Here is a 12,064-nt window from a genome sequence, read left to right as displayed (position 1 = left end):
GGTTTTTTGTTCTTGATTAAAGGGGCGGATTTATTAATTAAAGGGGCTTCAGCGATTTCTCTTAAATATAATGTTTCTGAGATGACTATTGGTTTAACTGTTGTTGCTCTTGGTACTTCGCTTCCTGAATTAGTTGTTAATATTTATTCATCTATTAGAGGAGAGAATGATTTGATTATTGGTAACATAGCGGGCAGTAATGTTGCTAATACTTTACTAGTTCTTGGTGTTGGTGCTTTATTTGTTTCTTTGGTTTTTTCTAAGAATTCTTTTAAGATAGATATTCCTTTTAGTTTAGGTTCTGTGTTTGCTTTGTTGTTACTTATTTTTTCTTCTTTTTTATTATTTGGAGAACTTGTTTTGTTTAGGTTTCATGGTGTTTTGTTGTTATTGTTGTTCTTTGTTTATTTGTTTATTATTCTTCGTAGAAAGAAGGAGTTCGTTGAAAACGTGGAAAAAGTCAATTCTAAACTCTCTGTTTTTTACGTATTGATTGGTTCTCTAGGTTTATATTTTGGGGGTAATTGGGTGGTGGGGGGAGCTATATCTATTTCTGAGTCTTTAGGAATCTCAACTATGTTTATTGGTTCTTCTATTATCGCGTTTGGTACTTCGCTTCCTGAACTAGTTACTATTATTATTAGTGTGTTAAAGAATAAAAATGATTTAGCTGTTGGTAACGTTATAGGTTCTAATATTTTTAATGTTTTGCTAGTTCTAGGAGTTTCAGCATTAGTTGCTCCTATTGGTTTTTCTTCGTTCGGAGTTTTAAATTTTTTATTCGTAATTATTAGTATTTTGTTATTAACGTTTTTTTTAATGAAAAACAAAATCAAGAATCATTATCATTTGAATAAATATCATGGTTTAATTTTTTTAATTCTTTACGCATCTTATTTGTTGTTCATGTATTTTAAATAATTATTTTCTTCATTTTATGTTATTTAAGGTGTTTTTCAAAGAAAAATATTTAAATAATGATTTCTATCTTCGTTATTATAGGGAGGGAATTATAAATGGTATTTAAAAAATCATCAATGTTTGGGGTTTCATCAATAATTTTAGCATCTTTTATGTTCTTGTTGTTTTTGTCAACTTCTACTTTAGCTTCTGAATTCGCTATGAGTCAGAATAATATTAATTTCAGGATTAGTCCTGATGAGTTTGCTACGTATAACATAACTATAACTAATTTGCTTGAAACTGAAGGAAGATATGATGTTCGTCTTTCTCTTGGTGACTCTCTTAATTGGATGAGTTCTCCTTCCTCAGTACTTGTTCGTCCTAAGAGCACGGAGAGTTTTGTTCTTAATATTTGGCCTAAGCCAGCTACGCCTATTGGTGTGTATACTTTGAATCTGATTTTAAAATCTCAAATAACTGGTGAATCTGAAACTTTTCAAGTTCCTGTTCATATGAGTTATGATGGATTATTTTTTGATTTTGTTCCTAACGTAGAAGTAATTCTTAATCTTCCTCAGAAATATGATCCTAGGTATACTGCTAGGTTAACTGTGGGTTTGAAAAACAGGAATCCTTTAAATATTGAAGATGCAGAAATTAGGATTATTAGTGATTTGTTTAGAGGTCAAGAAAAAATAAATATTGGTCCTTTGCAAGAAATTCCTCCTAGTGAATTCATTTTTCAGCTTGATCCTTTACAAGCACCTGGAGAATATGAAGTAGTTGTTCAAATTTATTATCCTAAAACTGACAGAGTTATTTCTCAGGATAGAGGTACAGTCATAGTGGAGGGTTATTCGTCTACTCCTTCAAGACTTGAAACTTCTAGGAGTGCTTTGTTCATTGTTACTAACACGATAATTGTTGAGAACTTTGGTAATAGGGACGCAGTAGCTGAAGTTACATTATCTGCTGGTTGGTTAAAGAAATTATTTTCTAAGACTTCGCCTAGTGCTGAATTCGTAGTTGTTGATGGCGAATCTAGTTTCTTGTGGACTCATACTTTGAAGCCGACCGAACAAAAAATAATAATTGTTAGAACTAATTATTGGCCTTTGGTTATTTTCTTATTATTGGTTGTTTTAGCAATATTTATGTATTTTAATCTTAGAAGCCCTGTGGTTGTCGAGAAAGAAGTTGTGGTTATTGATCATGATAAAGGAGAAGGTTCTTCTGATATTAGAATAAGATTATTTGTTAGGAGTCGTTCAGGTAGTTCCGTTAAGAACTTAACTGTGATTGATAAAGTATCAGGTATAACTGATTACGTTGAATCTACTCAGCTTGGTCATGTTAGGCCGTCTAGGGTTAATAAGACTTCTAAGAAAGGCACGTTGCTTTATTGGGATATTGAAGAATTAGAACCTTTTGAAGAAAGAATTTTTACTTATAAAGTAAAAGCCAGATTAAAAGTTGTTGGTGATTTAACTCTTCCTAAGGCTAAAGCTAAGTTTGAATCCAGTAATAATAAAGAAAGAACTGTTTTGTCTAATCCTCCTTATTTTAAGAAGACGAAGAAGCAAAAACAAGAGGATTTCTTTTAATTTTTTTTCTTTTTTTTTTAGTTAGTTTTTTATAATAAAAGGTTGTTCTTTGAGTTATGGCTATTCGTTCACCTATTATTTCGGTGCTGGGTCATGTTGATCATGGCAAATCTAGTATTCTTGACGCGGTTAGAGGTACTAATATTGTTAAAGGTGAAGCTGGTGCTATTACTCAAGCAATTGGCGCATCTATTATGCCTATTGATGTAATTAGAAAGAAGTGTGGTCCTATAATTGATTCTTTAAAGATGAATATAACTATTCCTGGTATTTTATTTATTGATACTCCTGGTCACGCGGCTTTTACTAGTCTTAGAAAAAGAGGGGGTAACTTAGCGGATATAGCTATTGTTGTTATTGATATTAATGAAGGTTTAAAGCCTCAAACAGTTGAGGCTATTGAGATTCTTAGGGCGTTTAAGACGCCTTTTGTTATTGCTGCTAACAAAGTTGATTTGATTCAGGGTTTTAGAAAGACTAGTTCTTTGTTTTCTGCTTCTTTTAAGGATCAAAGCGAGTCTGTTCGTACAGTCGTTGAAACTAAGATTTATGAATTAATTGGTTTTCTTTATGAACGTTTTAGTATTAGCGCGGAGCGTTTTGATCGTGTTGATGATTATACTAAGCAAGTCGCTATTATTCCTTGTTCGGCGACTCAGGGTATTGGTTTAGATGAGTTGTTAATGGTTATTACTGGTTTAGCTCAAAAATTCTTAGAAGAAAGTCTTAAATTAAATATTTCTGGGCCTGCTAAGGGTATTATTTTAGAAGTTAAGGATGATAAAGGTCTTGGTCGTTGTGTTGACGCAATTATTTATGATGGTTCTTTGAAAGCAGGAGATACTGTGATGATTGGTACCTTATCTGAACCGTTAATTGCAAGGGTTAGGGCTTTGTTGATGCCTCAGGAATTAATGGATATGCGTGATAAAAAGTCTAGGTTCAAAGTCGTTAAGGAAATAATTGCGGCTACTGGTGTGAAGATTAGTAGTCCTGATTTTACTGAGGAAGTCGTTGCGGGGATGCCTTTGCATGGTTTAAAGGATCAGGATGAGTATGTTTTAAGAGAGTCTTTAATGAAGCAAATTAATGAAGTTGCTTTTGAAACTGATAAAAAAGGTATTATTGTTAAAGCTGATACTATTGGTAGCTTGGAAGCTTTGATTAAGTTGCTTAGGGAGCAAAATATTAGTATTAGGCGTGCTAGCATTGGTAATATTACTAAGAAGGATTTGTCTGATGCTGAATCATCTTATGATGATGATCCTTTACACTCTGTCATTCTTGGTTTTAATATTAAACAAGAAAAATCTACGGATAAGGTTAAAGTGGTTGTTAAAGATATTATTTATTCTTTGCTTGATGAGTACAAATTGTGGTCTGATGAGGTCACTGCTAAGCTTGAGGCTGAAGAGCTTAAATCTTTAGTTAGACCTGCTAAAGTAGAGGTTTTGCAAAATTGTATTTTTAGACAGAGTAATCCTTGTATTGCAGGTATAGAAGTGATTGAAGGATTTGTTAAGTCAGGTACTTTTTTGATGGATAAGCAAGGTAATAAGGTTGATGTTATTAAGAGTATGCAATCTGAGAATAAAAGTATTTCTGAAGTTGAGAAGGGAAGACAAGTCGCGGCTAGTTTTCCTAATATCATCGCGGAGAAACGCTTAGTTGAAGGAGAAATTTATTTTTCTGATATGTCTGAGCATGATTTTAGGAAGATTAAGAAATTAACTAAGCATTTGTCTAAGTTAGAGCTTGATGTTTTGAAGGAAATTGTTGCTATTAAGCGTAAGCATAACCCTGTGTGGGGTGTTTAGTTTTGGTTAATATTGGTAAATATGAAGTTTTGAATGCTAAGGCTGTGAAGCAGATAATGTTTTTTTTGAGGGAACAATTTTGTTTTGATGAAAAGCTTGATTATGTTTTTGTTCTTAGTAAAAAAGAAAAGGTTTTTTTAATTAATAGGGATGTTGAGTTGCTTGATTTTGATAAATTAAGGGTTGATGCTCTCGGATTATATTTTGGTAAGTTTTACAAGGATGGTTTCAGATTAAGCATTGAAGGTTCTCAGCTAATAGGTGATAGGTGTAATTGTAACGTTGTTGAGATTAATCAGGAAGAAAAGCATGATTGGTTCAAAGGGTTTGATGTAAGAATAGGTGTGGAATCGGGTTTTGTTATTTTGAAAAATGAATCTGATTTTCTTGGTTGCGCTAAAGTTAAGGATTTTATTGCTTTTAATTCTGTTTCTTCATCTAGGAAACTTAAAAATGTTAATGAAGAACTTAATTAGTTTTTTCCAAAAAGTTTTTATATCTTAGTTCTTTGTCTTTTATTTGTAATAATAGAGGTGTTTTTTTGTGAAAATTGAGAATATTAATGCGCGTATGATTCTTGATTCTAGGGGTAATCCTACTGTCGAAGCAGAGGTTTTTACGTCTTCTTTTGTCGCTTCCGCGATGGTTCCTTCTGGTGCTAGTACGGGTTCTCATGAGGCTGTTGAATTAAGAGATAAAACTAAAGAGTACAGAGGTAAGAATGTTTCTAAAGCAGTTAATAAAGTTAAACGCGTTATTAGTCCTGTTTTGAAGGGATTAGCTATAGATGATCAATTCTTAATTGATGAAACCATGATTGCTAAAGATGGGAGTCCTAATAAAAAAATTATTGGTTCTAATGCTATACTAGGTGTTAGTATGGCTTGTGCTAGGGTTGGTGCGATTAGTTATGATTTAACGCTTCATGAATACTTGGGAAAATTAGTTAATAATTCTAAGTTTGTTTTACCTGTTCCTTTTGCTAACGTTATTAACGGAGGGAAGCATTGTGGTAATGAATTGTTGTTTCAAGAATTCATGGTTGTGCCTTATAAGGCTAAGAATTTTGAGGAAGCTGTTAGGATAGTAGTTGAAATTTATCATTCTTTAAAAGATATTCTCGCTGAGTCTTTTGGTTCTTTTGCTACGTCTGTGGGTGATGAAGGCGGATTTGCACCTCCTATTACTAGAGCGGAGGAAGCTCTTGATTTGTTAACTATCGCGTCTAAAAAAGCAGGTTATTTCTCTAAAGTTGGTTTCGCGTTAGATCCTGCGGCTTCTGAATTTTATCATAAAGATGTTAAGAGGTACGAAGTTTATAAAAATAAGTTTATGTCTTCTTCTGAATTAGTTGAGTATTATGTTGGATTAGTTAATGATTACAAAATTATTAGTATTGAGGATCCTTTCTCTGAAGATGATTTTGATGGCTTCGCAGCTCTTACTAAGAGGGTTGGTAAAAAAGTTCAAATAGTGGGTGATGATTTAACTGTGTCTAATATTGAAAGAATAAAAGTGGCTATTCAGAAAAAGCTTTGTAACGCTTTGCTTTTGAAAGTTAATCAAATAGGCACAGTTACTGAGGCTCTTGACGCGGTTTTTTTAGCTAAGAGTGCGGGTTGGAACGTCATGGTTAGTCATAGGAGTGGTGAAACTGAAGACGCGTTTATTTCTGATTTAGCGGTGGGTATTGGTTGTGGTCAAATAAAGTTAGGTGCTCCTGCTCGTGGTGAAAGAACTGCTAAATATAATCAATTATTAAGAATTAGCAGTGTTTTTCCTAGGATGAAGTATGGTAAGAGGGGTTCTTTATGAAGAGAGTGTTTGTTGCTAGTGATCATGCAGGCGTAAAAGTTAAAGAAGCAGTTACTAAGTTCTTGGAAGATAATGATTTTAATTATGAGGATTTTTCTCCTTCTAATAAGGAATCGGATGATTATCCTGATTTTGCTTTCGAGGTTTCTGAAGCAGTTATTAAGAATAAGTCTTTAGGAATTCTTGTTTGTGGTTCAGGTATTGGTATGAGTATCGCTGCTAATAAGTATAAAGGGGTTAGAGCTGCTCTTTGTCATACGCCTTCTGAGGCTAAGTTGAGCAGGTCTCATAATGATGCTAATGTTTTAGTGCTTAGTGGTAAAACTCTTAAAAAAAATGTTCCTGGTATTGTTAAAGCTTTTTTTGTTTCTGATTTTTTGAAGGGAAGACATCTTCGTAGGATTAATAAAATTAAGAAGTTTGAATTAAAAAAGTGAGTTGTGTCGTAGTGGTTGATAAAAAAGTTGTTGTTAAGAAGAAATCTAAAAAAGTTGTTAAAGCTAATGTTGTTTCTGAGTCTCCTTTCATCGAATTTAAAGGGTTGCTTAGTTTCTTAATTCTTCATGAGTTAAGCAGTAAGGCTTTAGCAGGTGAGGACTTAGCTAAAAAAATTGGTAAGAGAAAAGGAACTGTTTTGACTCCGGGTACTATTTATCCTGCTCTTAAGAAACTTAAAAATAAGCGTTTAGTCAGGTTTGAGAAGCAGGGTAGGAGAAAAGTTTATTTTTTAACTGTTAAAGGAAAACATGATTTGGATTTGTCTTATTCTTTGTTTTCTAGGTATTTTTTTGGTTTAAAGAACAAGATTAGAAGGATTAAGCGTTAATTCTTTGTTTTTTTGTAGTTAGATTTAAAAATGAATAGTTTTTTCTATTGTTTACTGAGGCCTAATCATTTATTGGTTACGGATGCTCTCGGAGGTAAAAAAAATGGTAGAATTTAAGTTAAACATTGGGGATCCTGTTTCTAAGAAGACTTTGAAGAAGGATGTTAAAGATGCAGAAGCTGAGGCTTTTATTGGTAAAAAAATTGGGGAGTCTATAAAAGGTGATTCTTTTGGTTTACCTGGTTATGAATTCGTTATTACAGGTGGTAGTGATTATGCTGGGTTTCCTATGCGTAAAGACGTATTAGGTGGTAACCGAAAGAAAATATTGATAGTTAAAGGTATAGGTATTAGAAAAAACGAGGATGGTCGTAAGGCTAGAAGAACAGTTGCAGGTAACACAGTTATTACTAAAACTGTTCAAATCAATCTTAAGGTTACTAAACAAGGAAAAACGCCTTTGTTTGAAGCTCCTGCAGAAGAATCTCCTGTTGAAGCACCTAAAGAAGAATAATTGTTATTTTTTTATTTCTTTTATTATTTTATTGCTGACTTCTTCCGCGTTAATATTCGTTGTGTCTATTATTAAATCATAATTAGTTTCGTCTTCGTAGTTTAAATCATACAATTCTTGGTATCTTTTTTGTTCTGATTCTCTTCTTTTTTTAAGACTGTTTATTATCTCGTTTTTATCTTTTTTTAGTCCTTCTTGTTGTCTTTCTTTATTTTCTTCGTTCATGGATTTTAAGATTCTTTCAGCAGCTACTTCAACATCTGTTTTTAAGAATATTTTATAAGAATCAGGTATGAAGTGATAACCTAATCTGCCTTCGAATATGAAATCATTTTCTTTTTCTCCTAGTTCTTTTTGTCTTCTATCTATTTCATCATCTACGCTTCTGTCTTTCTCAGCGATTTCTTGTAATTCATTCAGAGTCATATTTCTTTCTTCAGCCATTTGCCTCATTAGGCCTCCACTATTAAATCTTTTTATGTTTAGTTTCTCTGAGATTATTTTTGCTACTGTGCTCTTTCCACTTCCTAATGTTCCAGATATTGTTATTTTCATTTTACTTTTTGGTTTTTAGTTTTTTATTAATAAAATTTTGCTTTTACTAATTCTTTCTCGGATATTTTTTGATTTTTTTGGCAAAACATTTATATAACTAGAGTTTGTTTTTTTTTATTCATGACCTTATTATAAAAAATTAGGGGTGTTTGTTTTTATGGCTAAGAAAAATAACAAATCAAAAAAAAGTGTGTCTGATAATAAAAAAGAATCTGCTAATGTTCCTGGCTTAGATGTTGATTCTCAGAAAAAACTTGATGATATCAAGAAAAATCTAGAATCTTTGAAAGATAAATTAGTTGCTAAGTTTGAAGGTAACTTGTCGGGTTTGGCTCTTCTTCCTCCTAGTAAGGATGATGAGAAAAAGGAGAAAGTTAATGTCTTAGTTGTAATTGATGATTCTGATAGTAAAAAAATGAGTAAGGATGAGCTTCGTGGTAAAGTCGCAGAAGTTGTTTCTAAAATGGCTGAGAGTATTAAGAAATCTTTTAATCCTTTAACTGTTTTAGTTACTGATATTTGGCAGAATTGTTTTGATGCTAAGTATGATTTGATGGAGCTTATTGCTAATTCCGCCACGGTTTATGATACGGGTATTTTATCTTCTTTGAAATTGGCTGAGATTCATAAAGCTATGGTTACTAAGAAATTTGAGAAATACATTGTTTCTTATGTCTTAGCAGGTAGCTTAGTTCAGGGTAGGGCTACGCCTGAGTCTGATGTTGATACCTTCGTGGTTATTGATGATACTGATGTTAAAAAAATGACTAGGGTAGAACTTAAAGATAAGTTAAGATCTATTATTATTAGCATGGTTTATGAAGTTAGAAAAATGACGGGTATTGATAAAGAGTTAGGTGTTCAAGTTTATTTATTGACTGATTTCTGGGAGAGTGTTAAAGAAGCTAACCCTGTGATTTTTACTTTTTTAAGGGATGGTGTTCCTTTATTTGATCGTGGCACATTTATGCCTTGGAAGCAACTTCTTCAAATGGGTAGGATTAAACCTAGTCCTGAAGCTATTGATATGTATGCTCAAGCGGGCGATCAAGTTCTTGATCGTGTTTCTTTAAAATTTAAAGAGATTGGTATGGAGGATTTTTATTGGGCTGCGCTTACTACTGGTCAAGCAGCGGTCATGATTTATGGTTTGCCTCCTCCTACGCCTAAGGAGTGTTCTGATGTTCTTAGACATTTATTTGTTAAGAAAGAAAAATTGTTAGAGGATAAGCACGTTAAGATTCTGGAAAGATTAGTTAAGGTTAGGAAGGACTTGGAGCATGGTATTTTGAAGAAAGTATCTGGTAAATTATTGGATGAGTTGTATGAAGAAACGGAGATTTTTCTTAGTCGTATGAAGAAATTGTTTGAGGAGATTCAGGCTTTGAAAGACAAAGAGGTTTTTGTTAAGTTGTTTGATGAATTAGTTCATGCTTTAAAGGAAGTTCTTAGACTTCACGGGTTGGATGAGGTTGATGAAAACTCTTTGATAACTATTACTAAGTCTAAGCTCGCTGATAAGGGGTTGTTGTCTCCTAATATTTTTTCTGAGTTGAAAAGCATTTTTTCTGCTAAGAAAGATTTTGATGCTGGAAAACTTACAAAATCAGAGGTTAATAAGTTAGTGTCTAATTCTAAATTTGTTATAGCTGAGTTGTTGGAGCATGCTCAGCGTAGGCGTTTATTAGAGGTTCAAAAAACAAGAGTTAGGTTCTTGCATGGTTCTAAGACTGGTGAAATCATTTTGACGGGTGATGAATTGTTTTTAATTGAGGACATAGAGGTTCCTGAGAAAAATATTAGGAAGGCTTTTTTGAAAGATGGTAAAATAACTAGGGTTGTGAGTTGTGAGCCTAAGGATTTTGAGGATGCGTTGGATTCTCCTAGTTCTGGTAGGGACTTGCAGGTTTGTGAATCTTTAATTATTGATTTAGGTAAAATTTTTAAAGATAAGATAAAGTTAATACTTTGAGGGGGTATTATTTATGAGGACTTATTTTATAAGAGATATTATGACGACGACACCTGTTACTATTCAGGTTTCTGAGACTGCTAGGACTTGTGCTGAGATAATGGCTTCTAAAGAAGTTGGTAGCTTAGTGGTTATGAATAAGCAAGCTTTTTGTGGTATAGTTACTGAGCAAGACTTAGTTGTTAAGGTTGTTTCTTCAGGTATTAGTCCTGATAAAATACTTGTTAAAGATATTATGACTCCTTCTAAAGATATTATTAGTATTGAGCCTGGTAGAAGTATTTATACTGCTATGGTTTTGATGAATAATAATGATGTTCGTCGTTTGCCTGTTATTGAGAAGGGTGTTTTGCAAGGTATTGTTACTATGAAGGACATTTTTGGTATTGAGCCTGATTTATTAGATAGTATGTTTGAGTTTCTGCCAGATGAACATAAATCTGTTTAGGTGATTAATATTAAGCCTGGTCATGTCGGTATAATAATGGATGGTAATCGCAGATTTGCGAAGTCTTTAAATCTTAGTCCTTGGAAGGGTCATGAGTACGGTGAAAAAAAGGTTTTTGAATTGCTTGAGTGGTGTAAAGATCTTAATATTAAGGAAGTAACTGTTTATGCGTTTTCTGTTCAGAATATTAATAGGCCTAAGCTCGAATTTGATTATTTGATGAATATATTTCTTAAATGTTCTGAGAATCTTCTTAATGATTCTAAGTTTTTAAATTCTGGTGTTCGTATCAGAGTTCTTGGTGATTTATCTTTATTTCCTGAAGATGTCAGATTAAGGATTGATGAATTAGTTGAGAAAACTAAGAATAATGATTCTTATTTTTTTAATGTCGCGCTGGGTTATGGTGGTAGAGAAGAAATTCTTAGGGCTGTTAAAAGAATAGCTAATGATGTGTTAACTAAGAATTTAAGTGTTGAGGATATTGATGAGTCTGTTTTTGAGGATAATCTTTATCTTAGTTCTTGTCCTGATTTGATTATTAGAACGGGTGGTGAGCGTAGAACTAGTAATTTTTTGCCTTGGCAAAGCACGTATTCTGAATGGGTATTTTTAGATAAGAAATGGCCTGAATTTAGCAAAGAAGACTTGGTTAAGTGCATTAATGATTTTTCTAAGCGTGATAGAAGATTTGGGAAGTAATCACTTCATTGTTTTGAATGCTTTTTGCATCGTCGCGTTTTGTTTTTTTATGTTATCTATTGCTTTTTTAAGGGCATCAACTGGTTTTTCTCCTTTTTTTGTTTCTAAGAAGAATTTTGGTTTTCCTACTAGTGGATGACTTATTGTGTAGGTTGATACGCTTACTGAATCATTATTTTTTAGTTCGTCTTTTAGAATATTGCATAATGTGTGGTCTGCGCCTTCTAATTCAAATACTAGTTTTTGTGCTTTATTTTCTATTATTGTGAGTTTCATGTCTTATTGGAACATTGTTTAATTTATAAAATTAACTATTAAACATTTTTAGAATTGTTTCAAAGTGTTTTTTCTGCTAGGACTTCTTTAGATATTGATTCGTTTATGTTCAGAATGTTTTTCTTTGCTTGTAAATCTTTGAATTTTAGGTCTAGGGAGAATGAAACTGTTTTTTCGTTGTATTCTCTCAGAACAGGTATTCCTTTTGATATTAAGTTATATATATATTTATTAACCATTTCTTCTGTGAATCCTAGTTTTTTTGCTATTTCTTTTATTATTATTTTTTCTTCTGAATAAAGCACTAAGAATACTTCTTGTTCTCTGTTGGTTAAGTTTATAGGTTCTTCTTTTTGTTGTTCAGGATTTATTAGCATTTGCATATCGTCTATTCGTTCGTTTAATTTCTCTATTTTAGCATCTAATTCACTCATGTAATCATAGATTGATTGTATTTCTCTTGTGCTGTGATTTATAGAATCTAAGTGCTCATCTAGTTCCATTTTTACTGCGTCAAACGCGGATTTTATTCCTGTTTGAAAATCTTTCAACTTCTTTGTTTCACTTTTTGCACTTATTACCCCAAACACTTTATTTAATGGTAACTATTGTCTTTTTTTAAAGATTTGTGT

14 protein-coding genes are annotated in these 12,064 nt (G+C 32.5%); 11 read left to right on the top strand and 3 right to left on the bottom strand.

The annotated features are described in order from the left end of the window. Positions 1 to 12: 12 nt before the first annotated feature. The 8 genes from KO361_02395 to KO361_02360 all read left to right on the top strand — a co-directional run bounded on the left by KO361_02395 (position 13) and on the right by KO361_02360 (position 7,479). Positions 13 to 921 carry a calcium/sodium antiporter gene (locus tag KO361_02395; protein MCC7574415.1) on the top strand — a complete coding sequence of 303 codons (909 nt, stop codon included), beginning with the start codon at positions 13 to 15 and terminating at the stop codon, positions 919 to 921. Positions 922 to 1,016: 95 nt separating this feature from the next. Beyond that, positions 1,017 to 2,507 carry a hypothetical protein gene (locus KO361_02390; GenBank protein ID MCC7574414.1) on the top strand — a complete coding sequence of 497 codons (1,491 nt, stop codon included), beginning with the start codon at positions 1,017 to 1,019 and terminating at the stop codon, positions 2,505 to 2,507. 56 nt (positions 2,508 to 2,563) lie between these two features. Continuing rightward, positions 2,564 to 4,324 (top strand): translation initiation factor IF-2, encoded by a 1,761-nt coding sequence (gene infB / locus KO361_02385; GenBank protein MCC7574413.1) that lies wholly within the window; start codon positions 2,564 to 2,566, stop codon positions 4,322 to 4,324. Between the two features lie 2 nt (positions 4,325 to 4,326). Then, positions 4,327 to 4,800 (top strand): hypothetical protein, encoded by a 474-nt coding sequence (locus tag KO361_02380; GenBank protein ID MCC7574412.1) that lies wholly within the window; start codon positions 4,327 to 4,329, stop codon positions 4,798 to 4,800. Between the two features lie 94 nt (positions 4,801 to 4,894). Next, positions 4,895 to 6,139 carry a phosphopyruvate hydratase gene (gene eno / locus KO361_02375; protein MCC7574411.1) on the top strand — a complete coding sequence of 415 codons (1,245 nt, stop codon included), beginning with the start codon at positions 4,895 to 4,897 and terminating at the stop codon, positions 6,137 to 6,139. Next, complete coding sequence (gene rpiB / locus KO361_02370; GenBank protein MCC7574410.1) at positions 6,136 to 6,576, top strand: ribose 5-phosphate isomerase B; 441 nt, start codon at positions 6,136 to 6,138, stop codon at positions 6,574 to 6,576. Before eno ends, rpiB begins: the two co-directional genes overlap by 4 nt. An 11-nt stretch (positions 6,577 to 6,587) precedes the next feature. Beyond that, on the top strand, positions 6,588 to 6,965 hold the full coding sequence (locus KO361_02365) for a PadR family transcriptional regulator (GenBank protein ID MCC7574409.1): 378 nt from the start codon (positions 6,588 to 6,590) through the stop codon (positions 6,963 to 6,965). Positions 6,966 to 7,068: 103 nt separating this feature from the next. Next, positions 7,069 to 7,479, top strand: coding sequence for a 30S ribosomal protein S6e (locus KO361_02360; GenBank protein ID MCC7574408.1), 411 nt, complete (start codon positions 7,069 to 7,071; stop codon positions 7,477 to 7,479). A gap of 3 nt (positions 7,480 to 7,482) precedes the next feature. Here the strand turns inward: KO361_02360 and KO361_02355 are convergent, their stop codons facing one another. Continuing rightward, entirely contained in the window at positions 7,483 to 8,034 is a 552-nt protein-coding gene (locus KO361_02355; GenBank protein MCC7574407.1) for a cytidylate kinase family protein, read from the bottom strand. Between the two features lie 157 nt (positions 8,035 to 8,191). On the opposite strand from KO361_02355, the gene KO361_02350 reads away from it, so the two are divergent. The 3 genes from KO361_02350 to uppS are packed head-to-tail and all read left to right on the top strand — an operon-like array spanning position 8,192 to position 11,156. Then, positions 8,192 to 10,006: a nucleotidyltransferase domain-containing protein gene (locus KO361_02350; protein ID MCC7574406.1), complete on the top strand. Its 1,815-nt coding sequence runs from the start codon at positions 8,192 to 8,194 to the stop codon at positions 10,004 to 10,006. A 13-nt stretch (positions 10,007 to 10,019) separates the two neighbouring features. Then, positions 10,020 to 10,454, top strand: a complete 435-nt coding sequence (locus KO361_02345; protein ID MCC7574405.1) for a CBS domain-containing protein — start codon at positions 10,020 to 10,022, stop codon at positions 10,452 to 10,454. Beyond that, positions 10,455 to 11,156 carry a di-trans,poly-cis-decaprenylcistransferase gene (gene uppS, locus KO361_02340; protein ID MCC7574404.1) on the top strand — a complete coding sequence of 234 codons (702 nt, stop codon included), beginning with the start codon at positions 10,455 to 10,457 and terminating at the stop codon, positions 11,154 to 11,156. On the opposite strand, the gene KO361_02335 is transcribed toward uppS, so the two are convergent. Together KO361_02335 and KO361_02330 are read right to left on the bottom strand one after the other, a co-directional pair. Continuing rightward, a complete protein-coding gene (locus tag KO361_02335; protein ID MCC7574403.1) occupies positions 11,157 to 11,432 on the bottom strand; it encodes a DNA-directed RNA polymerase subunit L in 276 nt (91 codons plus the stop codon). Between the two features lie 59 nt (positions 11,433 to 11,491). Beyond that, positions 11,492 to 11,983, bottom strand: a complete 492-nt coding sequence (locus tag KO361_02330; protein ID MCC7574402.1) for a hypothetical protein — start codon at positions 11,981 to 11,983, stop codon at positions 11,492 to 11,494. Positions 11,984 to 12,064 lie beyond the last annotated feature (81 nt).

It is taken from the genome of Candidatus Woesearchaeota archaeon, assembly GCA_020854775.1.
Classification (GTDB): domain Archaea; phylum Nanobdellota; class Nanobdellia; order Woesearchaeales; family 21-14-0-10-32-9; genus 21-14-0-10-32-9.
This window is presented reverse-complemented; position numbering and strand designations above follow the sequence as displayed.

Bases quoted from the DNA above. Each gene is read 5' to 3' on its own strand.
- KO361_02390 (MCC7574414.1), top strand. From the start codon at position 1,017: ATGGTATTTAAAAAATCATCAATGTTTGGGGTTTCATCAATAATTTTA.
- infB (MCC7574413.1), top strand. From the start codon at position 2,564: ATGGCTATTCGTTCACCTATTATTTCGGTGCTGGGTCATGTTGATCAT.
- eno (MCC7574411.1), top strand. From the start codon at position 4,895: ATGATTCTTGATTCTAGGGGTAATCCTACTGTCGAAGCAGAGGTTTTT.
- rpiB (MCC7574410.1), top strand. From the start codon at position 6,136: ATGAAGAGAGTGTTTGTTGCTAGTGATCATGCAGGCGTAAAAGTTAAA.
- KO361_02360 (MCC7574408.1), top strand. From the start codon at position 7,069: ATGGTAGAATTTAAGTTAAACATTGGGGATCCTGTTTCTAAGAAGACT.
- KO361_02355 (MCC7574407.1), bottom strand. From the start codon at position 8,034: ATGAAAATAACAATATCTGGAACATTAGGAAGTGGAAAGAGCACAGTA.
- KO361_02350 (MCC7574406.1), top strand. From the start codon at position 8,192: ATGGCTAAGAAAAATAACAAATCAAAAAAAAGTGTGTCTGATAATAAA.
- KO361_02345 (MCC7574405.1), top strand. From the start codon at position 10,020: ATGAGGACTTATTTTATAAGAGATATTATGACGACGACACCTGTTACT.
- KO361_02335 (MCC7574403.1), bottom strand. From the start codon at position 11,432: ATGAAACTCACAATAATAGAAAATAAAGCACAAAAACTAGTATTTGAA.